This is a genomic window from Tsukamurella sputi (assembly GCF_007858445.1).
Classification (GTDB): Bacteria; Actinomycetota; Actinomycetes; order Mycobacteriales; family Mycobacteriaceae; genus Tsukamurella; species Tsukamurella sputi.
This window is the reverse complement of record NZ_VIGV01000001.1, coordinates 900,553-921,753: the sequence shown is the minus strand read 5'-3', so window position 1 is coordinate 921,753 and position 21,201 is coordinate 900,553. Positions and strand designations below refer to the sequence as shown.

Sequence of the window (21,201 nt, the reverse complement as noted above, 5' to 3'; positions counted from 1 at the left end):
ATGATCGATGCGTTCCCCGGATCACCGGCGGCGCGGTGGCGGCCCTAGGCCACGACGGGGCGCTGGGCGACGCCGACGTACTCGCTGAGCGGCCTGATGAGGGCGTTGGCCTCGGTCTGCTCGATGATGTGTGCGGTCCACCCGGTGATCCGGGACATCACGAAGATCGGCGTGAAGACCTCGGTGTCGAATCCCAGCAGGTGGTACGCGGGGCCGGTCGGGAAGTCCAGGTTCGGCTTGATCCCCGTCGCGTCGACCATCGTCTTCTCGAGGATGTCGTACATCTCGACGAACCGGCCTCCGTCGGTTCGATTCGCGATCTCGACGAAGGCCTGCTTCATCGTCGGAACCCGCGAATCGCCGTTCTTGTAGACGCGGTGACCGAAGCCCATGACCTTCTCCTTGCGGGAGAGCTTGCCGCGCATCCAGGCCTCGGCGCGCGCCGGATCGCCGATCTCCTCCATGTCGTGCATGACGGCCTCGTTCGCGCCGCCGTGCAGCGGTCCCTTGAGCGCGCCGATCGCGGCGGTGACGGCGCTGTAGATGTCCGACAGGGTGGACGTGACCACGCGCGCGGCGAAGGTCGAGGCGTTGAAGCTGTGCTCGGCGTAGAGGATCAGCGAGACCTCGAAGGCCTTGACCAGCTCCGGCTCCGGCACCTTCCCGAAGCACATGTTGAGGAAGTTCGCCGCGAAGCCGAGGGTGTGATCGGGGGCGATCGGCTCGAGGCCGTGCCGGCGGCGCTGATCGGCGGCGACCACGGTCGGCAGGACGGCGAGCAGCCGCAGCCCCTTGGCCTGGAGTGCGACGGGGTCGCGGTTCCATTCGTCGGTGTCCTCGGCGCCGAGGTAGCTCACCGCGGTGCGCACGACGTCCATCGGGTGGCAGCTCTCGGGCAGCTTCGTGACCAGGCTCAGCAGCGAGCGGTCGGCGCGTCGCGCGGCCCGCTCCCGCTGCGTGAACAGCGAGAGCTGCGGTTCGGTCGGGAGCTCGCCGTTCCACAGCAGGTAGGCGACCTGCTCGAACGAGCAGTGCTCGGCGAGGTCCTGCACCGCGTAGCCGCGGTAGGTCAGCGAGTTGGTCTCGGGGACGACCTTCGACACGGCGGTCGTATCGACGACGACGCCTGCGAGGCCCTTCTTGATGTCGGTCATCACTGGTTCCTGCTCAGATCGAAGTTGAAGATGCCGGAATCGAAGTCGTTGTAACGCTCGTACTGGAGGAGCTCGTACAGGCGGCTGCGGTGCTGCATCCGGTAGAGCAGCTCCTTCTGCGTGCCCTGCGCGGCGATCTCGCGCAGACCCTCCTCCGCTGCGAACATCGCCAGTCGCAGCGTGGTGACCGGGAAGATCACCGCGTCGTAGCCGATCGATTCGAGGGTGTCCGCATCGATCAGGTCGGACTTGCCGAATTCGGTCATGTTCGCCAGCAGCGGGACGTCGACCGCAGCGCGGAAACGCTCGAAATCGGCGGTCGTGTAGAGCGCCTCGGTGAAGATCAGGTCGGCGCCCGCGTCGGCGTAGGCCTTCGCGCGCTCGACGGCGGCGTCGATGCCCTCGATGCCCGCCGCGTCGGTGCGCGCGCAGATGACGAAGTCCTCGTCGCGGCGGGCAGCGACGGCGGCGCGGAGGCGGCGGACGGCCTCGTCGGTGGGGACGACGGCCTTGCCGTCGAGGTGACCGCACCGCTTGGGGTTCACCTGATCCTCCAGGTGCAGGCCCGCGAGGCCGGCGTCCTCGAGGACGGTGACGGTGCGGGCCGCACTCATGGGCTCGCCGAAGCCGGTGTCGGCGTCGACCAGGGTGGGCAGGTCCGTCACTCGGGCGATCTGCTGGGCCCGGGTCGCGACCTCGGTGAGGGTCGTCAGGCCGATGTCGGGGAGGGCGAGATCGGCGGCGACCACGGCGCCGGAGACGTACACGCCCTCGAAGCCGATCTCCTGGATCAGCCTCGCGGTCAACGGATTGAACGCGCCGGGCAGCCGGGCGATCCGATCCGAGGCGAGCGCGGCGCGGAAGGCCTTGCGCTTGTCGTTCGCCGACGCGCGGGCGGCCAGCAGGCCGCCGGTCGAGCTGGTGCCGGTGTCGCCGCCGCTCATCAGAAGAGCCCCGGGTTCAGCTTCGGGGTGCGGGAGAGCACCTCGTCGGAGACCGTGAAGGTGAGCTGGTCGAGCTCTCCGGCCCCGAGGGTGGGGGTGCGCTGCGCGACGTCCAGGAAGCGGTCCTGTTCGGACTTCTCGATGACGCCGTCCGCAAGGATGCGGAACTTCTCGATGTACTGCTCGCGGGCGAACGGGCGGGCGCCGAGCGGGTGTGCGTCGGCCACGGCCAGCTCGTCGACGATGACCTCGCCGCTGCGCAGGGTGATCTCGGCGCGTGCGCCGAAGGCCTTCTCGGCGGGATCGGTCGAGTGGTACCGGCGCGTCCACTCGGGATCCTCGGCGGTCGAGATCTTCTTCCACAGCTCGACGGTGTCGGGTCGCTGCGCGCGCTCGGGGGCGTACGACCGCTCGTGGTGCCAGCCGCCGTCCTGCAGCGCGACGGCGAAGATGTACATCACCGAGTGGTCCAGCGTCTCGCGCGAGGCGTGCGGGTCGAACTTCTGCGGGTCGTTCGAGCCGGTGCCGATCACGTAGTGCGTGTGGTGGCTGGTGTGCAGGACGATCTTCTCGATCTGCTCGAGATCGCCGACGCGCTCACGCATCCGGCGGGCGAGGTCGATCGGCGCCTGGCTCTGATACTCCGCGGAGTGCTCCTTGGTGTACGAGTCAAGGATGGCGCGCTTGGCCTCGCCCGGACCGGGCAGCGGCACCTCGTACGAGGCCTCGGGGCCGCCGAGCAGCCACGCGATCACGCCGTCCTCGCCCTCCCAGATGGGAGACGGTGCGCCCTCGCCGCGCATCGCACGGTCGACGGCCTCGACGGCCATCTTGCCCGCGAACGACGGGGCGTAGGCCTTCCAGCTGGAGATCTCGCCCTTGCGGGACTGGCGCGTCGCGGTGGTGGTGTGCAGCGCCTGCCCGATGGCCTGGTAGATCGTCTCTGCAGGCAGGCCCAGCAGGGTGCCGATGCCGGCAGCCGCCGAGGGGCCGAGATGCGCGACGTGATCGATCTTGTGCTCGTGCAGGCAGATGGCGCGCACCAGGTCGATCTGGATCTCGTAGCCGGTGGCGAGGCCGCGGATCAGGTCGGCGCCGGTCGAGCCCTTGTGCTGGGCGGCCGCGAGGATCGGCGGGATGTTGTCGCCGGGATGGCTGTACTCGGCCGCCAGGAACGTGTCATGGAAGTCGAGCTCGCGGACGGCGGTGCCGTTGGCCCACGCCGCCCACTCGGGGGAGAACCGGCCGGGGACACCGAAGACGGTGGCGCCCGGGCCGTAGGGGTGGGCGAGGGCCTGTGCACGGGCGTTGGCGACGGGTCGGCGGGTGACGGACGCAGCGGCGACCGAGGCGTTGTCGATGATGCGGTTGATCACCATCTCCGTCGTGTCGTCGGGCACCGCGACGGGGTCGGCGGCGACCTGCGCGATCTTCCAGGCGAGGTGCTCCTCGCGGGGGAAGGTCTCGGCTGAGCGACGGGTGCGCACGGTGTGCGTCTGCACGGGAGGGGCTCCTCTACACAGGGGACAAGGTCGATTCACACGCTATGCATCGACCGCGGACTGCGAAACGGCTTGCAGATGTGGATCTCTGCGAAGGATTGTCCGAGCTCTTGCGAAAGTTGTGAAAGCGCCCGGTGCTAGATTCGCCTCATGCAGAGGCTGTACGTGGGAGCGCGCATCAGGCGCCTCCGGGAGGAGCGCGGCCTCACCCAGACGGCGCTGGCGAAGACGCTCGACCTGTCGGTCAGTTACGTCAATCAGCTGGAGAACGACCAGCGTCCCCTCTCGGTCCCGGTGCTCATGCGGCTGAACACGACCTTCGACCTCGACATGACGTTCTTCGCGCCGGAGTCCGACGCCAGGCTCGTCGCCGACCTGCAGGACGCGCTGGCCGAGGTGGGCGGCGCGGGTGAGGTGGGGCCCGCCGAATTGGACGACATCGTCGCGCGTTCGCCGGCGGTCGCGCGCGCCGTCGTCGCGATGCACCGCCAGCTTCGCGGCGCGTCGGAGCAGGTGGAGCGCCTGTCGAGCGGTCTCGCCGGGGGAGCGGGCGGGTCGGTGCCCACCCCGTACGAGGACGTCCGGGACTTCTTCTACGACCGGCGCAACCACGTGGCGTCGCTCGATCTCGCGGCGGAGGAGCTCTTCGACCGTCACGGGCTCACCGTCGGGGGCCTGGACCTGCAGCTGGCCCGGTTGCTGCGCGACGAGCACGGCGTCACCGTCCGGATCGCGGGAGGCGAGCCGGACCGGCCCGGACCGCGCCGCGCCTTCGATCCCGAGACGCGCGTGCTCACGCTGGCGCGCCGGCTGGATCACGGTCAGCGCGCCTTCCAGATCGCCACGCAGATCGGCTTCCTCACGCAGGCCCAGGAGATGGACCGGATCGTGGGCGAGGCGTCGTCCTTGCCGACGCAGTCGCGGGAACTGGCGCGCGTCGGGCTCGCCAACTACTTCGCCGGTGCGCTCGTGCTGCCGTACGAGCGGTTCCTGCGGGCGGCGGAGGAACTCCGGTACGACATCGACCTCCTGTGCGCGCGGTTCGAAGTCGGCTTCGAGACCGTCTGCCACCGATTGTCGACCCTGCAGCGTCCGGGCCGGCGTGGCGTGCCCTTCTTCCTGGTCCGCACCGATCGCGCGGGGAACATCTCGAAACGGCAGTCGGCCACGGCCTTCCACTTCTCCCGCGCGGGCGGAAGCTGTCCGCTCTGGGTGGTGCACGACGCCTTCGCCACGCCCGGGCGGATCCGCACCCAGGTGGCGCAGATGCCCGACGGCCGCAGCTACCTCTGGATCGCCCGGACCACGTCCGAGGCCGCAGGCGGATACCTCGGGCAGGGGCGGGACTTCGCCGTCGGGCTCGGGTGCGACCTCGCGCACGCCGGCCGGCTCGTCTACTCGCGGGGGCTCGCGCTCGACGATCCCGAGTCCTTCGTCCCGATCGGCGCCGGGTGCAAGGTGTGCGACCGTCCGCGCTGCGCGCAACGCGCCTTCCCGCAGTCGGGGCGGCCGATCGCGGTCGACGAGAACCGCGCCGAATCGCTTCCTTACATCTTTGCAGGCGCATCCGGCGCCGACGGGGCATGATGAGTCTCCGGTAGTCGCGCAACAGGGGGAGCCGTGGATGAGTGAGGCAGTCGAGAGCGCGGTCGAGGCCGCGGCCGGGGAATCGGGGCGCGTGCTGGACCGCATCCGTGAATGGTGGTCGCACCGGTACACGTTCACGGGGACCGCGGTGGGCCTGCTCTTCCTCTGGCTCTCCTTCACCCCGTCCCTGCTGCCCCGCGGCCCGCTGTTCCAGAGCCTGGTCAGCGGCGGCTCGGGCGCGATCGGCTACATGTTCGGAGTCTTCGGCGTCTGGCTCGTGCGGTTCATGCGGTCGCAGGACTCCAGCCCGGCCGCGCCGAAGCAGGCGTGGTGGGTCCTCCTGGGGGTGGGGGTGCTCGGCACGTTCGGGATGGTCCTGTACTTCGACATCTGGCAGACCCGGTTGCGCGACATGATGGACGTGGAGTACCTCCGCTTCGTCGACTACCTGGAGATCGGCGTGCTCTCCGTCGTCCTCCTGTACGTCTTCGTCGAGATCGGCAAGGGCGTGCGGACTCTCGTGCGCTGGCTGACGGGCCGCCTGCGCGGCGTCTGTCCTCCCCGTGTCGCGGCGGTGGTCGCGGTGGGTCTCGTGCTGGTGGTGTCGGTCGGGCTCATCAACGGCGTTCTCGTCCGCGGTGCGATGGACGCCATGAACTCCGCGTTTTCGAAGGTCAACCGCGAGGGCGGCAGCGATCGCCCCGCACCGACGAGCGCCTTCCGTTCGGGCGGCCCCGGCTCGATCGTCGAATGGTCGTCGCTGGGCAAGCAGGGGCGGGTCTTCGTCTCCAACGCGCAGACGGTGGAACACCTCTCCGCCTTCAACGGTGCGCCGGCCGTGGAGCCGATCCGGACCTACGCCGGCCTCGGATCCGTCGACTCCGGTGATCCGAACCGCTATCAGGCGATCGCCGAGAAGACGGCGCAGGAGCTGGAACGCACGGGCGGGTTGCGGCGCAAGGTGGTGGCCGTGGCGATGACCACCGGTACCGGCTGGGTCAACGAGGCCGAGGCGGGCGCCCTCGAGTACATGTACAACGGCGATACGGCGATCGTCAGCATGCAGTACTCGTACCTGCCCAGCTGGCTGTCCTTCCTCGTCGACAAGCAGAACGCGCTCGATGCGGGCCAAGCCCTGTTCGAGGCCGTCGACAAGCGGGTCAAGGCTCTGCCGGAGGGACAGCGACCCAAGCTGGTTGTCTTCGGCGAGAGCCTCGGCTCCTTCGGTGGCGAGGCCCCGTTCCTCTCGCTCAACAACCTGCTCGCGCGGACCGACGGTGCGCTGTTCTCCGGTCCCACCTTCAACAACGAGATGTGGGTGCGGTTGACGCAGCAGCGCGACGCGGGTTCACCCGAGTGGCTGCCGGTGTACCAGCAGGGGCGGCACGTGCGGTTCGCCGCCCGCGCGGAGGATCTCGCCGGCCCGACGGGACCGTGGGACGGTCCGCGCGTCGTCTACCTTCAGCACGCCTCGGATCCGATCGGGCGGTGGACACCGGATCTGGCCTTCAGCAAGCCCGATTGGCTGCGGGAGAAGCGGGGGACCGACGTGCTGTCCTCGGTCTCCTGGGTGCCGATCGTGACCTTCTTGCAGGTCTCGGCCGATATGGCCGTCGCGGTGAACGTGCCCGACGGGCACGGCCACTCCTACGTCAAGGCGGCCGCGGACGCATGGGCCGCGATCCTGGAGCCGCCGGGCTGGACGGCGGAGAAGACCGCGAAGCTCCGACCGATCCTCAACAGTCAGACGGGGTACAACGACCCCTCGGAGGCGAAGCCGGCGGGGTAGTCCGCCGGACGGCCCCCGGGGGCGGCGGCTCAGACGGCCCCGTCGAAGCCGTTCTGACGCCAGGCCTCGTAGGCGACGATGGCCGCGCTGTTGGCGAGGTTGAGGGACCGGCGGCCGGAGAGCATGGGTATGCGCAGGGCCTCGGTGATCCGCGGATCGGCGAGGACCTCCGGCGGGAGCCCGGTGGGTTCGGGACCGAACAGGAGGACGTCGCCGGGGACGTAGGCGACCTCGTGGTGGTGACGCGTCGCGTGCGCGGTGTAGGCGTACACCCGCTCCGGCTCGAGCGCGGCCCAGGCGGCGTCGAGGTCGGCGTGCACGCTCACGTGCGCCAGGTCGTGGTAGTCGAGGCCGGCGCGGCGGAGCTTGGGCTCGGAGAGGTCGAAACCGAGGGGTTCGACTAGGTGCAGCTCGCATCCGGTGACGGCGGCGATGCGGATCGCGTTACCGGTGTTGGGGGCGATCCGGGGCTCGAAGAACAGAATGCGGAACACGGATGACGATCCTGTCATCCGTGCTCCGCATCCGTGGGACGAGGGGCGGTCAGCCGACCAGGTCGGAGACCTGCTGCTGCACGTGCTTGGCCGTGCTGCGCAGCTGGAGTGCCGAGACGATCTGCACGATGCCGATCGCGACGGCCCAGATGCCGGCCACCAGGACCAGGACCTCGACCGAGAACGGGTACGAGATCAGGACGGCGCCACCGGCGAGGCTGATGATGCCGAGGAGGACGACCCAGACGCGGCTGGGGAGCTGCTTGTCGGTGATGCCGATCGTGATGGAGGTGACACCGGAGAAGATCCAGCTCACGCCGATCCAGATGCCCAGGATGGCGACCGAGTTGACGACGTCGTCGCGGAAGCAGGAGACGCCCAGGACCAGGGCGAGCGCGCCGCTGATCACGGTGAGCACGCGGTGCTGCGTCTCCCCGAGCAGGCCCGCGATCACCTGGAAGGCGCCGGTGAGGAGGAGGAAGATGCCGAACAGGATGCCGACCACCAGGGTGGTGGGCCCGGGCCACACCGCGATGATGATGCCGAGGACGATGTCGAGGACGCCCAGGAGGAGGATCGTCTGCCAGGTCGCCTTGATGCCCTGCTGGAGGGGATTCGGATTGGTCATGGGGTCAGTATCTGTTGGAATCCGAACAAAAGCGACTCGAAACGACGGAAATCGTCGCGGTGATCCCGGGGCGATAGGATGTGCGCCGTGACGGCGCTTGTACTGGACGGTAAGAAGACCCGCGACGAGCTCTTCGAGAGCTACCGGGAACGGGTGGCAGCGCTCCGCGCCCGCGGCGTCGTTCCCGGGCTGGGCACCGTGCTCGTCGGCGACGATCCGGGTTCGCACTCGTACGTCAAGGGCAAGCACGCGGACTGCGCCAAGGTGGGCATCGAGTCGATCCGCCGGGACCTGCCCGCGGACATCTCGCAGGGCGAGCTCGAGGCCGTGATCGACGATCTCAACGCCGACCCCGCCTGCACGGGCTACATCGTGCAGCTGCCGCTGCCCAAGCACATCGACGAGAACGCGATCCTCGAGCGGATCGACCCGGCCAAGGACGCCGACGGCCTGCACCCGACGAACCTGGGACGCCTCGTGCTCGGCGCGGAGGGGCCGCTGCCCTGCACGCCGCACGGCATCGTGCACCTGTTGCGCCGCTACGACGTTCCGCTCGACGGCGCGCACGTCGTGGTCGTCGGCCGCGGCGTCACCGTCGGGCGGCCCATCGGCCTGCTGCTCACGCGGCGCACCGAGAACGCCACGGTCACCCTGTGCCACACCGGTACCCGCGATCTGGCGGCGGAGGTGCGCCGCGCCGACATCGTGATCGCCGCGGCCGGCGTGCCCGGGCTGATCACGGCCGACATGGTCAAGCCGGGTGCCGCGGTCCTCGACGTGGGCGTCAGTCGCACCGCGGACGGCCTGCGCGGCGACGTCGCGCCCGACGTCGCCGAGGTCGCCGGACACCTCTCCCCGAACCCCGGTGGGGTGGGGCCGCTGACGCGAGCGTTCCTGCTGGGGAACGTGATCGACGCCGCGGAGCGCGATCTCGCCCGTTCGGACCGGGCGTAGTGGCCGGACCCGCGGCCGAACAGTTCCGGCGCGCCAGGATGGTGCGCGCGGTGGTCGCGAACGCGGGTTACGTCGCCGTCGTCGCAGTCCTCGCGACCGGCATGGTGCTGGTCGGCCTGGAGTACTGGCGTCGCGGCCTGTTCGTCTTCGGCGCGGGCACCGGATTCGCGGCGGTGCTGCGCGCCTTCCTGCCCGAGCGCAGGCAAGGCCTGCTGCGGGTACGCAGCCGCTGGTTCGACGTCACGGTGCTCGCACTCGCGGCCGTCGCGATCCTCGTCGTCTCCTGGGGGATCAGCCCGCTCGACACCTAGTAAGCGGATGCATTCGAAACTGGGAGTTTCGATTCGTGTATGTAACGTTTCGGCTTCGGGTACGATGTGTTCAGGTAACGGGTTCGTCGAGCGATCCGATCGGAGGTGCCATGAGGATCTCGTCCTTCGGCGCGTCCGTGGGCTCCGGGCCCGTGCACTGCGTCCTGCTCGACATCGAAGACGGTCACGTCGTCGACCGTCAGGCGCGCACCATCGACCCCGGGCCGTACCGTCTCGGGCGCCGCGGCAATCTGCTCTCCTCGGGCTTCGACCTGCTCGCGAGCCATGCCGACGGTGCCGTCGACGCCTCGGCCGTGACCGTGCGAACACGCCGGGACCTGCTGTCCGTCCGGTTGGGCGCCCGCGGCGGCGTCCGGGGTGCGGGGATCGTGCGCGATGCCGACGCCGCCCTGCGCGGCCTCGGCGAGCGCGGCACGATCTCCCGCTACGACACGGCCCTCGTCGCCGACCTCGCCCCCGACGGGGTGCGCCTGTACACCGTGCGCGACGGTGCGGTCACCTCCGAGCGCAGGACGCACGCCGTCGTCGTCGACGGGCACGGTGTCGCCCCCGTGGATCACGTGGCTGCACTGGTCCGCTCGGCGGTCGCCGGCGCCTCAGCAGCGCCCGAGGCGCTCGCGGTCATCGGTCCCGGTGCACTGAACGAGGTTGTGCGCGAAGCCGTTTCCCGTGTCGCGCGGGAAGCGGGGATCGAGCCCGTGCAGGTCGACGAGCCCGAGACCATCTCCGCGACCGGCGCCGCGCTGCTCGCCGCCGATCGTCGAGCCGCGGGAGCCGCGCCGTCGTCACTGGTCGACAGCGGTATCGGTGTGCTGGGTGGGCACAGCGTCCGCCTCACGGCGGCGATCCTCCCGCTCCTGGTGGTCGCGGCGCTGGCCGGCGCGGTGCTCGCGACCGGCTACGCCACCGGCATCATCGGGCCCGCCGCCCGCAGCACCGAGGAGGTCGTGCCCACCTCGTCCGACACGGTGACCAGTGACGTGCCCGCCTCGCAGGGGCGGATCTCCACCGTGGTCTCGACGACCTCGACGCTGCCGTCGGAGAAGCCGGTCGTGCCCACCGCGGTGCCGCCGGAGCAGGGCCACGGCGACGAGGTGACCCCCACCATGACCACTTTCGCCCCGCCGCCCGTGATCCCCACGACCACTCGCCCGTGGCCGCCGGTGCCCACGACCCCGCCGACCCCGCCGACCTCGGCGACGGCCACGCTACCGACCACGATCCTGCCGTCGATCCCCACGGGAACCCCGTCGGGGACACCCACCGCCACCGTGCCGCCCACCGAGGGCACCGCCACGCACCCGTCACCCACCGCGGAGACGCCGCGAACCGTGCCGGGCAACGGCCTGGTGCCGCCCGCCGCCGGCGCAGCGCCCGACGCGTCCAGCTCGAGCTCGAACCGGGTGAACACCGGCGCGGCGCAGTCGGATCGGGAAACCGCAGAGGTGACGCCCGCCGGCAAGGCGTTGGACTCCCCGTCGGACGTGCCGACCGTCACCGCCCCGGCCCCCTGAGGGACCACCGGCAACCCGCTAGCGTCGCGCGAGATCCATGGTCCGCGCGAGAAGGGCCGCCACGGCGTCGCTTTCGGTGAGGAAGCCGTCGTGGCCGTCGCGGGAACGCACCACTACGAGGTCGTCGCAGCCCGGAAGCAACTCGGCGAGCTCCCGCTGCAGGCGCAACGGGTAGAGCCGGTCGGAATCGATGCCGCCCACCACGATCGGGACCCGGCAACCGCGCAGCGCCGCCTCGACGCCTCCGCGGCCGCGTCCCACGTCGTGATGATTGAGCACGTCGGTCAGTACCACGTAGCTGCCGGCGTCGAACCGGTTCACCAGCTTGTCGGCCTGATGGTCGAGGTACGAGGTGACGGCGTAGCGGCCCCCGGTGAGCGGGTCCTCGTCGCCCTGGGCGTCGTTGCCGAACCGGCTGTCCAGTTCGATCTCGGTGCGGTAGGTGAGGTGCGCGATCCGCCGCGCGATGCCCAGGCCCGCGGCGGGCGTGACCTCCGAGTCGTAGTAGTCGCCGCCCTGCCAGTGCGGGTCCGCTGTGATCGCCGCGATCTGCGTCGTCTGCGTGCCGATCTGATCGGCCGTCGCGCGGGCGCCCACGGCGAGGATCAGCGCCGAGCGGAGGAAGTCGCCGTACATGAGGGCCCACTCGAGGGCCCGGGCGCCGCCCATCGATCCGCCGACGACGGAGGCGATGTCGTGCACGTCGAGGGCGCGCAGCAGTGCGGCCTCGGCCTCGACCTGATCGCGCACCGTGATCACGGGGAAGCGGGAGCCGTACGGGCGCCCGTCCGGGGCGAGCGAGGCCGGCCCCGTCGAACCCGAGCAACCGCCCAGGACGTTCGCGGAGACGACGCACCACTCGTCGGTGTCGACGGCGGCGCCGGGACCGATCAGGCCGTCCCACCACCCGGCGGAGCCGTGATCCGCGTCCGCGGGCCCCGTGACGTGCGAGTCGCCGGTGAGGGCGTGCAGCGCGAGCAGGACGTTGTCGCGGGCGGCGTTGGGCTGTCCCCAGCGCTGGAAGGCCATCGTCACGTCCTCGAGGACGACGCCCGATTCCAGGACCAGCGGGCCCAGCGACAGGGACTGCAGCGCACCGTCGGGCACCCGGGCCCAGTCTCCCGGGGGACTGTCGATGGGGCGTCCCGTGCGGATGCTGATGGTCACCGAACCTCTCCTCGCGCTTGCCACCCGGCGGGCGAGCCGGGAAACCAGGTCATCACCCGGGGCACCCCACCGCGGTGGAGGGTTGCCGGTCAGCAAGCCGGGGCTGTGCGCTGACACTCATGACCTCTGTCTGCATCATAACGGACCGATTTCTCGTGAACGAGGTCACAGCAGCAGGCGGGAAGCGGGGAAGTCCACGGGGCGTTGCACCGTCCCGTGGACTCTTCTACCCGCACCAGGCTCGCGGTCGGCGCCATGGCGCTCGGCGGCTTCGGCATCGGCACCACCGAGTTCGCAGCGATGGGGCTGCTGCCCGACATCGCCGCGGATCTGCGGGTCACCGAGCCGGTCGCCGGGCACGTGATCTCGGCGTACGCGCTCGGTGTGGTCGTCGGGGCGCCCCTGATCGCCGCCGCCTTCGCGCGCGTGCCGCGCCGGGCGCTGCTGATCGCTCTGATGGTGGCCTTCACGGTGGGCAACGCGCTCTCCGTCTTCGCGCCGACGTACGGGACGCTGATGGCGGCCCGGTTCATCGCCGGCCTGCCGCACGGCGCCTTCTTCGGCGTCGCCGCGCTGGTGGCCGCGCACTTGGCCGGCCCCGCGGAACGGGGGAAGGCCGTGGGGCGGGTGCTGATGGGCCTGTCCGTCGCCAACGTGATCGGCGTGCCTCTGGTGACCTGGCTCGGGACCGCGTTGAGCTGGCGGTACGCGATGGCCGTCGTCGTGCTGATCGGTGCGGTCACCGTCGTGGCGCTGCTGGCCTTCCTGCCCGCCGTGCAGATCCCCGTCACCAACCCGATGACGGAGCTCGGCGCACTGGCGCGCCCGCAGGTGTGGTTCGCGCTGCTCACCGGCGTCGTCGGCTTCGGCGGCATGTTCGCCGTGTACACCTACATCTCGACCACGCTGACATCCGTCTCCGGGCTCAGCGCCGCGTCGGTCCCCGTGGTCCTCGCCGCCTACGGCGTGGGCATGGTGATCGGCAACGCGGTGGGCGGTCGCGCGGCGGACGGCTCGGTGACCCGGTCGATCGTCGTCGCGCTCGCTGCGCTCGTCGTGCTGCAGGCACTGTTCTCGCTGTTCGCGCCGCAGCCCTTCGCCGCGGTCACGTTGTTCTTCCTGATCGGGCTCACGGCCTCGGCGCTGGTGCCCGCCCTGCAGACCCGCCTGATGGACGTCGCGGGCGAGGCGCAGACCCTGGCCGCCACGCTCAACCACTCGGCGCTCAACATCGCGAACGCGCTCGGCGCGCTGCTCGGTGGTGCGGTCATCTCCGCCGGTGCCGGGTACACGGCGCCCGCGTTGGTGGGCAGCGGACTCGCGCTGGCCGGGCTCGTGATCTTCGCCGTCGGCGTGCTGGTCGCTCGCCGTGGCGCGGTAACTGTCGGTGTCCCTCGGTAGGGTCGTCGCCATGCGAAGGATCCTCGCCCTGTGCGTCGTCGCGCTACTCGCCGTCTTCGGACTCGTCGCGTGCGGTAAGTCGTCCACCCCCGAGCGCGCGTCTGCTACGTCCGCGTCGTCGGCGGCCACTGCGTCGTCGGTGACGGCGAAGCCCGGCCCCGCCGGCCGTACGTCGTCGTCGAACTCCGCCGTCCCGCAACGCGTCCTCGACACGCTCGCCCGGATCGACGCGGGCACATGGCCGCCCAAGGACGGCTCGGGTACCCAGGGCGGCCGTGACTTCGGCAACTTCGAAGGTCGACTGCCCAAGACCGATTCCCAGGGCAAGGCGGCCAAGTACACCGAGTGGGACGTCAACATCAAGAAGTCGGGCCGCGGCCGCGACGCCGAGCGCATCATCACCGGGGCCGACGGCGGTGCCTGGTACACCCTGGACCACTACGAGACCTTCACGAGGATCCGATGAGCACACTTCCGCAGTTCCTCTCCGCCGGTGCCGGGGCGGCACTGACCGGCACCGACCTGGACGCCGTCAAGCGCAGGGAGCGTCCGCGCGTCCTCGTCGCACGGGGCAGCCGGATGCGCACCAAGGCGGCGCTGCTCGACGAGGTGTCGGCGGTTCTGCAGTTCCCCCTCGACTTCGGCGGCAACTGGGACGCCCTCGCCGACAGCCTCGGGGATCTCGACTGGCTCGGCGGGCCGGAGGCCGTCGTGCTCGGGATCGCCCAGGCCGAACAGGTGCTCGCGGATGAGCCGGATCTGCTCGCCACCTTCGTCGCCGTGCTGGCGGACCGCGAGGTCCGGGTCCTGCTGGCGGTGTCCGAACACGCCGACGGCCCCGGCGTGCGTTCCGTGTGGGCGGGATCGGGCCTGACGGTGGAGGCGCTCGCATGATCATCTCGTCGATCAACGTCAACGGGATCCGCGCTGCCGTGAAGCAGCGCTCGGAGGAGAACCTCGGCATGCTGCCCTGGCTCCGTGCGACCAAGGCCGAGGTGGTGCTGCTGCAGGAGGTGCGTGCCACGCACAAGCAGACGCTGACGGCGCTCGCGCCGGCCCTGGAGGAGGGCTGGCACCTGGCGGCGGCGGAGTCCTCGACGGCGGGGCGCAACGGGGTCGCCGTGCTCTCGCGCCGCGAAGCCGACGCGGTGCGCATCGGCTTCGGCAGCGACGAGTTCGATCATGCGGGCCGGTACATCGAGGCCGACTTCGACGGCCTCACCGTCGGCTCGTTGTACCTCCCGTCGGGCGATGTGGGCACGGAACGGCAGGACGAGAAGGACCGGTTCCGTACCGAGTTCGGCGACTACCTCGCCAAGCTGGGGCGTAAGCGCCGCGAGGTCCTCGTGTGCGGCGACTGGAACATCGGCCACACCGAGCTGGACATCAAGAACTGGAAGGGCAACGTCAAGAACTCGGGGTTCCTGCCCGAGGAGCGGGCCTGGATGAGCGAGTACATCGGCGAGGGGCGCGCGTTCAAGGACGTCGTGCGGGAACTGCATCCCGGCGTGCCCGGGCCCTCCGCCTGGTGGTCGTGGCGCGGCAAGGCTTTCGACAACGACTCCGGCTGGCGGATCGACCTGCAGATCGCCAACAACGCGCTGGCCAAGCGCGCGACCTCCGCGCACGTCGAGCGGGCGGCGGCGTACAACCTGCGCTGGTCCGACCACGCGCCGGTCACCGTCGAGTACACGGACTAGGTCGACGGGGTCCTGCGCGCGGAGTCGCGCTCCGGTTCCCGGACCGGCAGGCCGACTCCGCGAGACGCCGCGGTGACCGGACCACCGGGGCCGGGTGGCGCCGTCGGGCCGGATAGCCGTCGGGCCGGATACTGGGGCGACGTGCCGGACGGCGGTCGATAGACTCGACGACCGTGACCGAAACCGCACCCACCACCCCCGCGAAGCGGCAGCGCGCGCTGTCGGGCATCCAGCCGACCTCGGACTCGTTCCACCTCGGCAACTACCTGGGCGCGGTGCGGCAGTGGGTGCAGCTGCAGGACGAGTTCGAGACCTTCTACTTCATCCCGAACATGCACGGCATCACCACGCCCCACGATCCGAAGGCCCTGCGCGAGCGCACCGTCTTCGCCGCGGCGCAGCTGCTGGCGCTCGGCGTGGACCCGGCCCGGTCGACGATGTTCGTCCAGTCGCAGGTGCCGGAGCACGCCGAGCTGACCTGGGTCCTCAACTGCATCACCGGCTTCGGTGAGGCGAGCCGGATGACGCAGTTCAAGGACAAGTCGGCGAAGAACGGCACCGAGAGCTCCTCGGTCGGCCTGTTCACCTATCCGATCCTCATGGCCGCCGACATCCTGCTCTACCGCCCTCAGCTGGTGCCGGTGGGGGAGGATCAGCGACAGCACCTCGAGCTGACCCGCACCCTGGCGCAGCGTTTCAACACCCGGTTCAAGAAGACCTTCGTCGTGCCCGAGGCGCACATCGTCTCCGACACCGCCAAGATCTACGACCTGCAGAACCCCACCGCCAAGATGAGCAAGTCCGCGGAATCCGATGCCGGCCTGATCAGCATCCTCGACGACCCGAAGGTGATCGCGAAGCGTGTGAAGTCGGCCGTGACCGACACCGAACGCGAGATCCGCTTCGACCGCGAGAACAAGCCCGGCGTGTCGAATCTGCTCACCATCGAGTCGGCGTTCACGGGTACCCCGATCCCGGAGCTCGAGCTGGCCTATGAGGGCAAGGGGTACGGCGATTTGAAGACCCAGGTCGCGGACGTCCTCGTGGAGTTCGCCACGCCGCTGCGCGACCGGGTCAAGGGCTACCTCGACGATCGTGCCGAGTTGGACAAGGTCCTGACCTCCGGCCGGGAGCGGGCGCGCGAGATCGCCTCCCGCACCCTCGCGGACGTCTACGACCGGGTAGGGTTCCTGGCGCCGTGACCGCTGTGCAATAGCGAACAGTAGGAGGACGACTCCCCATGCTCCAGAAGTACCGCGATAAATGGCCGTGGTTCGACCACATCATGGCCGCGGCCATGCGGTACCAGGACAAGAAGGGCGACTACTTCGGCGCCGGGATCACGTACTTCAGCGTCTTCGCGCTGTTCCCGCTGATCATGGTGGCCTTCGCCATCGGCGGCTACATCCTCATCAACGACGCCGATCTGCTCAGGGAGATCAAGGACCAGATCAACTCGGTGATCAGCGAGGAGAGCCTGCGCAAGTCGGTGAGCGATCTGGTCGACCAGGCCATCGCCTCGCGCGGCACCGTCGGTGTCGTGGGCCTCGCGGGCGCGCTCTGGGCCGGCCTGGGCTGGATGGCGAACGTCCGCGCGGGGCTCACCGAGATGTGGGACAGCGAGGTGCCGGAGCAGAACTTCGTCAAGACCAAGTTGGCTGATCTGGGCGCGCTCGCGGGCCTGTTCGTCGCGCTCGTCGCGTGCATCGCCCTCATGGCGGCGGGCAGCAGTCCGCTCACCGGCAAGCTGCTCGACGCGGCCGGACTGGACGACATGCCCGGCCTGCACTTCCTGATCTCGGGCGCCACCCTGCTCGTGACGCTGCTCGCGCTGTGGGTGCTGTGGACCTTCGTGATCGCCCGTCTGCCCCGGGTGCAGTTCCCGTGGCGCAACGCCACCCGGGCGGGTCTCATGGCCGCCGTCGCTTTCATGATCCTCACGCAGGTCGCCACCCTGCTCATCGGGAGCGCGATGAAGGGTCCGGCCGGTGCCACCTTCGGACCGATCCTCGGCATCATGCTGTTCATCTACTTCACCGCCCGGATCGTGCTGTTCGCCACCGCCTGGGCGGCCACCGATCCGCGCAACCAGCGCTACGTGATCCCGGCCGCCCCTGAGCCCGTGGTGATCTCGCCCGTCATCCGCTCCGAGCCCGATGCCGGACGGACGGCGATCGCCGGTGCGGCCGGCCTCGTCGCCGGTTTGGGGCTCGGCTCGTTGCTGCGCCGCAAGCGCTGATCGGGGAGCGGGCGGCTCAGGCGTCCTCGGGCGCCGTCGCCCGGGGCAGCGTGCGCCCGCGGAAGAAGGCCGGACGGGTCACTGCGCACGCGATCATCAGCGGCACACCGAGAACCAGCATGCCGATGCCGATAACGAAGACACCGCCGATGCCGCCGATCACGGTCCGGCCGTAGTCGGGGGCGATCATGTCGACCGCGCTCTGCGCGAAGGCCCAGATCATCGCGACCCCGCCGAGTACCGGGAAGATCAGGCGCAGCACCAGGTTCCGCAGCGATCCACGGAGGGTGCGGCGGAAGTACCACGCGCACGCGAACGCGGTGATGGCGTAGTAGAAGGCGACGGCAAGCCCGAGCGAGCTGATCGAATCCTCCAGGGTGTTGCGGCTCAGCAGCGCCAGCGTGAGATAGAAGGCCAACGCCGACGCGCCCATCACCACGGTGCCGAAGGAGGGCGTCAGGTACTTCGGGTGCACCCGCGCGAACCGGTCCGGGACGGCCTTGTAGATCGCCATCGCGAGCGTTCCGCGGGCGGTGGGCAGCACCGTCGACTGGGTCGAGGACAGCGCCGACAACGCCACCGTCAGGACCAGGAGACCGGCCAGGATCGCGCCCCCGACGGGACGGCCCAGAACGGTGAGCACGTCGTCGTGGTTGTCGGTGTTGCCCAGGCCGAGCCCCGTCGCGCCGAAGCCCGAGTAGGCCTGTACCGCGATCGCGACCAGCACGTAGGTACCCATGAGCACGACCGTCGCGAGCACGGCCGCGCGCCCGGGCGTCGAGGAGGAGTCCTTCGTCTCCTCGCCCACGGCGAGGCAGGCGTCCCAGCCCCAGTACAGGAAGATGCAGAGGATCACGGCGGCGGCGATCTGCGAGGAGCTCAGCCCCGTCGGGTCGAGCCAGTCCCAGCTCGGCCGCACCGCCTGCGGGCCGGCGGTGCCCCGGTAGACGGACCACAGCGCCGCCGCCGCGGCCACGCCGAGCACCGCGAACTGGACGGACATCAGCACGTTCTGCATGCGCTCGGAGACGACGATTCCGCGGTAGGAGACCCAGGTCATCGCCACGATCAGCACGCAGCCGAAGCCCACCACGACCGTCCGGTCGTCGGCCAGATCGTTCAGCCCGACGAACCGCAGCAGGTAGGAGGCGGAGATCTCCGCGACGTTCGCGAGGCAGATGATCGCCGAGACCGCGAGGCCCCAGCCGCCCATCCAGCCGATCCACGGACCGAAGGCCCGGCTGCCCCAGGTGAACGTCGTACCCGCATCGGGGGTGTCCGCGGCGAGTTCCTTGTACGCGACGGCGACCATGAGCATCGGCAGGAAGGCGACCACGAACATCGCGGGCGCCTTGCCCTGCACGTGCCCGACGACGCCGCCGAGTGTCGCCGCGAGGCTGTACGCGGGGGCGGTCGACGACAGGCCGATCGCCATGTTGCTCAGCAGGCCGAGCGAATTCGAGCGCAGTCCCTTGTCGGGGACCACGGACGCCCCGAGCGGTGCGGTCACCACGTCAGCGGCCCCGGTTGGTGCGCATGGCCGCGCCGACCAGCACGGCGATCAGCGCGAGCCCGCCGAGTCCGATGAGGAGCCGGGTGCCGTTACCCATCCCCGACGGTCCGCTCTCCACCACGCGGTCCGCATCGCCGTGATCGGGCCGCTGCGCCGCTCCCTCGGCCTTGACCAGCGTTCCGACGGACGTGCCGCGCAGCGCGACTCCGTAGTCGAGGAGGCGCCGGTACTGGTCCCAGTAGGTGTTGCCGGTCTGCGACAGGCCGAACATCTGGACGATCACGTAGCGGTGTCCGTCCCGGTCGACGGCGCCGACGAAGGTCTTCTTCGCATCGTCGGTGTAGCCGTTCTTGCCCGCGACCGCACCGGGGAAGTCGGTGAGCAGCCGGTTCTCGTTGACGATCGGGTAGGGCGCCACGGACGTCGGCGCCGGCGGCGCGCTCTGCCCGGGCGAGGGTGGCGCCGGCGGTGCCGTGGTCGGCACGGGCGGGTGTCCGGGGAACGTGACCTGCGGCGTCGCGGCGATCCGCACGAACCGCTCGTCCTGCAGCGCGGCGCGGAGGAGGAGCGCCATGTCGTACGGGCTGGAGCTCATCCCCGGGCCGTCGAGGCCGGACGGTGATGCGGTCCGCGTATCGCGCGCGCCGAGGGACGCCGCCAGCGCGTTCATCTTGGTCACGGTCGCCTCGACCCCGCCGAGTTGCCGGGCCAGCGCGTGCGCGGCGTCGTTGCCGGAGGCCAGGAGGAGGCCCTCCAGGAGCTGCTCGACGGTGTAGCGGCCGCCCACGTTCACGCCCGCGCCGTTGCCCTCCTGCGCCGCGTCCTCCGCCGTGCCCTCGACGACTGTGCGCAGGTCGAGATCGCGCAACGCGACCTGCGCGAGCAGTATCTTGATCGTGCTCGCGGGCCGGTACCGCCCGTGCGGGTCCTTCGCGGCGAGCACGGTTCCGTCGGTGACGTCGGCGATCAGCCAGCCGGCGGAGTCGATGCCGGGCGGGACGGGCGGCGCACCGTCGGGCACGACCAGGCCGCAGCCGGCCAGCTTCCCGCCCCCGACGGGCGGATCCGGGACCGGAAGCGGCGCGGGCGTCGGCTGTCCGGGTTTCGGGACCTCGGACGCGTCCACGGCGGGTGGCGGGAGCTGCTTGTGCGGGCAGGTGTCGGTCACCGGCGTCTTGACGGCCGGGACGGGGGTGGGCGACGGTGCGGGGACGGGCGTCGCGGCGGCCGGGGCGGCGAGCGCGCCCAGCAGGCCGGCGGTCGCGAGGACACGTCCCGCAGTGGACAGAGAGCGCGCAATCACCGCGCTCATGCTAGTCGGCTACGGTGGCGGAATGACGGAGCGTTGTTCGAGTTTCACCGACGAGCCGCTCCCCGGTACCGCCACGACCGAGACCGGCTGGTTGTGCATCGAGAACGACTTCGGCTGGGGCCGTGACCCGTTCTCGGGGGAGACTTTCGCACCGGAGGTCGGCGCGTCGATCGACCGGTTCGCCGAGGAGCGCGGCCTCCGGGTGCTGTTGATCCGGCGGCCCGGCCGTGCCGGGGGCGTGCGCGGCAGGATGCGCGTCTACGTCGCCGACTCGGTGCCGGGGCGGTCCTCGTTGCGGATGTTCACCGTGGCCGACTACGCCGAGATACCCGGGCTGTCGGTCGATGATGCCGCCGCGGGCGAGTCCACCGGCCCGATCGCCCTGGTGTGCACGAACGGCAAGCGCGACGTCTGCTGCGCCGTGCTCGGGCGGCCCATCGCCGCGGCACTCGCGGACCAGTACAGCGAGCCGGTGGTGTGGGAGTGCTCGCACACCGGCGGTCACCGCTTCGCGCCCGTCCTCATCGTGCTCCCCAGCGGGAACACCTACGGCCGGGTGACGGATCGGCAGGCGCAGGACGCCCTGGACGCGGCGCGCGCCGGCGTCGTCGCGACCGCGGGCCTGCGCGGCCGCTCGTCGATCCCGCCCGCGGAACAGGCCGCCGAGGTCGCCGTTCGCGAGCTGCTCGGCCGCGTCGGGCCGGACGTCCTGCGCACCGGGTCCGACGGTGACGGCATCGTCACCGTCCGTCACGAGGACGGCCGGGCCTGGCGGATGACGGTGACGTCCGAGGACCTGCCCCCGCGCGTCATGTCCTGTGGCAAGAAGCCGTCGCCGGCGAGGGCCTGGCGCGTCTCGGATCCGATTGCGGACGGGAACTGACCGCAGTACCGGCCAGACTCGTTGTGTGACGGAGACGACGCGTTCGGTTCGCCCGGTTCGACCGATTCATCCGTTCCGAATATTCCAT

General features: G+C 70.6%; 20 protein-coding genes and 1 riboswitch. Of the genes, 12 read left to right on the top strand and 8 right to left on the bottom strand.

From position 1 onward, the window contains the following. Positions 1-44 precede the first annotated feature (44 nt). Genes FK268_RS04490 through prpD form a run of 3 tightly spaced genes read right to left on the bottom strand, consistent with a single transcriptional unit; the run spans position 45 to position 3,600 of the window. A complete protein-coding gene (locus FK268_RS04490; RefSeq protein WP_146431480.1) occupies positions 45-1,154 on the bottom strand; it encodes a bifunctional 2-methylcitrate synthase/citrate synthase in 1,110 nt (369 codons plus the stop codon). Continuing rightward, positions 1,154-2,098, bottom strand: coding sequence for a methylisocitrate lyase (gene prpB / locus FK268_RS04485; RefSeq protein WP_146431478.1), 945 nt, complete (start codon positions 2,096-2,098; stop codon positions 1,154-1,156). Before prpB ends, FK268_RS04490 begins: the two co-directional genes overlap by 1 nt. Further along, entirely contained in the window at positions 2,098-3,600 is a 1,503-nt protein-coding gene (gene prpD, locus FK268_RS04480) for a 2-methylcitrate dehydratase PrpD (protein ID WP_146431476.1), read from the bottom strand. Before prpD ends, prpB begins: the two co-directional genes overlap by 1 nt. Positions 3,601-3,750: 150 nt before the next feature. On the opposite strand from prpD, the gene FK268_RS04475 reads away from it, so the two are divergent. Next, positions 3,751-5,187: a short-chain fatty acyl-CoA regulator family protein gene (locus tag FK268_RS04475; protein WP_146431474.1), complete on the top strand. Its 1,437-nt coding sequence runs from the start codon at positions 3,751-3,753 to the stop codon at positions 5,185-5,187. Between the two features lie 37 nt (positions 5,188-5,224). After that, positions 5,225-6,976 (top strand): alpha/beta hydrolase, encoded by a 1,752-nt coding sequence (locus tag FK268_RS04470; protein WP_146431472.1) that lies wholly within the window; start codon positions 5,225-5,227, stop codon positions 6,974-6,976. 29 nt (positions 6,977-7,005) lie between these two features. On the opposite strand, the gene FK268_RS04465 is transcribed toward FK268_RS04470, so the two are convergent. Both FK268_RS04465 and FK268_RS04460 read right to left on the bottom strand, forming a co-directional pair. Continuing rightward, on the bottom strand, positions 7,006-7,470 hold the full coding sequence (locus tag FK268_RS04465; protein ID WP_146431470.1) for a tRNA (cytidine(34)-2'-O)-methyltransferase: 465 nt from the start codon (positions 7,468-7,470) through the stop codon (positions 7,006-7,008). Between the two features lie 49 nt (positions 7,471-7,519). Continuing rightward, positions 7,520-8,098, bottom strand: coding sequence for an HdeD family acid-resistance protein (locus FK268_RS04460; protein ID WP_146431469.1), 579 nt, complete (start codon positions 8,096-8,098; stop codon positions 7,520-7,522). A gap of 87 nt (positions 8,099-8,185) precedes the next feature. Here FK268_RS04460 and FK268_RS04455 point away from each other — a divergent pair, with 87 nt between their 5' ends. From FK268_RS04455 to FK268_RS04445, 3 genes are all read left to right on the top strand, one after another. Next, positions 8,186-9,052: a bifunctional methylenetetrahydrofolate dehydrogenase/methenyltetrahydrofolate cyclohydrolase gene (locus tag FK268_RS04455; RefSeq protein WP_193560234.1), complete on the top strand. Its 867-nt coding sequence runs from the start codon at positions 8,186-8,188 to the stop codon at positions 9,050-9,052. Continuing rightward, entirely contained in the window at positions 9,052-9,363 is a 312-nt protein-coding gene (locus tag FK268_RS04450; protein ID WP_231706905.1) for a DUF3017 domain-containing protein, read from the top strand. Before FK268_RS04455 ends, FK268_RS04450 begins: the two co-directional genes overlap by 1 nt. 110 nt (positions 9,364-9,473) lie before the next feature. After that, positions 9,474-10,898, top strand: coding sequence for a hypothetical protein (locus FK268_RS04445; protein ID WP_146431465.1), 1,425 nt, complete (start codon positions 9,474-9,476; stop codon positions 10,896-10,898). An 18-nt stretch (positions 10,899-10,916) separates the two neighbouring features. Here FK268_RS04445 and metX read toward each other — a convergent pair whose 3' ends face one another. Beyond that, entirely contained in the window at positions 10,917-12,065 is a 1,149-nt protein-coding gene (gene metX / locus FK268_RS04440; RefSeq protein ID WP_438695961.1) for a homoserine O-acetyltransferase MetX, read from the bottom strand. A gap of 8 nt (positions 12,066-12,073) precedes the next feature. Further along, positions 12,074-12,190, bottom strand: a riboswitch (SAM riboswitch). Between the two features lie 130 nt (positions 12,191-12,320). Here metX and FK268_RS04435 point away from each other — a divergent pair. From FK268_RS04435 to yhjD, 6 genes are all read left to right on the top strand, one after another. Continuing rightward, entirely contained in the window at positions 12,321-13,466 is a 1,146-nt protein-coding gene (locus FK268_RS04435; RefSeq protein ID WP_146431901.1) for an MFS transporter, read from the top strand. A gap of 10 nt (positions 13,467-13,476) precedes the next feature. Beyond that, the gene (locus tag FK268_RS04430; RefSeq protein ID WP_146431463.1) at positions 13,477-13,932 is read left to right on the top strand and encodes a guanyl-specific ribonuclease; all 456 of its coding nucleotides are present in this window, start codon (positions 13,477-13,479) and stop codon (positions 13,930-13,932) included. Beyond that, complete coding sequence (locus FK268_RS04425; RefSeq protein ID WP_146431461.1) at positions 13,929-14,360, top strand: barstar family protein; 432 nt, start codon at positions 13,929-13,931, stop codon at positions 14,358-14,360. The genes FK268_RS04430 and FK268_RS04425 overlap by 4 nt, the downstream gene beginning before the upstream one ends. Then, positions 14,357-15,166, top strand: coding sequence for an exodeoxyribonuclease III (locus tag FK268_RS04420; RefSeq protein ID WP_146431459.1), 810 nt, complete (start codon positions 14,357-14,359; stop codon positions 15,164-15,166). Before FK268_RS04425 ends, FK268_RS04420 begins: the two co-directional genes overlap by 4 nt. 173 nt (positions 15,167-15,339) lie before the next feature. Beyond that, the gene (gene trpS, locus FK268_RS04415; protein ID WP_193560233.1) at positions 15,340-16,368 is read left to right on the top strand and encodes a tryptophan--tRNA ligase; all 1,029 of its coding nucleotides are present in this window, start codon (positions 15,340-15,342) and stop codon (positions 16,366-16,368) included. A gap of 38 nt (positions 16,369-16,406) precedes the next feature. Further along, positions 16,407-17,405: an inner membrane protein YhjD gene (gene yhjD, locus FK268_RS04410; RefSeq protein ID WP_146431455.1), complete on the top strand. Its 999-nt coding sequence runs from the start codon at positions 16,407-16,409 to the stop codon at positions 17,403-17,405. A 16-nt stretch (positions 17,406-17,421) separates the two neighbouring features. Here yhjD and FK268_RS04405 read toward each other — a convergent pair whose 3' ends face one another. Both FK268_RS04405 and FK268_RS04400 read right to left on the bottom strand, forming a co-directional pair. Beyond that, positions 17,422-18,918, bottom strand: coding sequence for an APC family permease (locus FK268_RS04405; protein ID WP_438695960.1), 1,497 nt, complete (start codon positions 18,916-18,918; stop codon positions 17,422-17,424). A gap of 1 nt (position 18,919) precedes the next feature. After that, complete coding sequence (locus FK268_RS04400; protein ID WP_146431451.1) at positions 18,920-20,230, bottom strand: D-alanyl-D-alanine carboxypeptidase family protein; 1,311 nt, start codon at positions 20,228-20,230, stop codon at positions 18,920-18,922. Between the two features lie 22 nt (positions 20,231-20,252). On the opposite strand from FK268_RS04400, the gene FK268_RS04395 reads away from it, so the two are divergent. Continuing rightward, positions 20,253-21,113 (top strand): ferredoxin family protein, encoded by an 861-nt coding sequence (locus FK268_RS04395; protein ID WP_146431449.1) that lies wholly within the window; start codon positions 20,253-20,255, stop codon positions 21,111-21,113. Positions 21,114-21,201 lie beyond the last annotated feature (88 nt).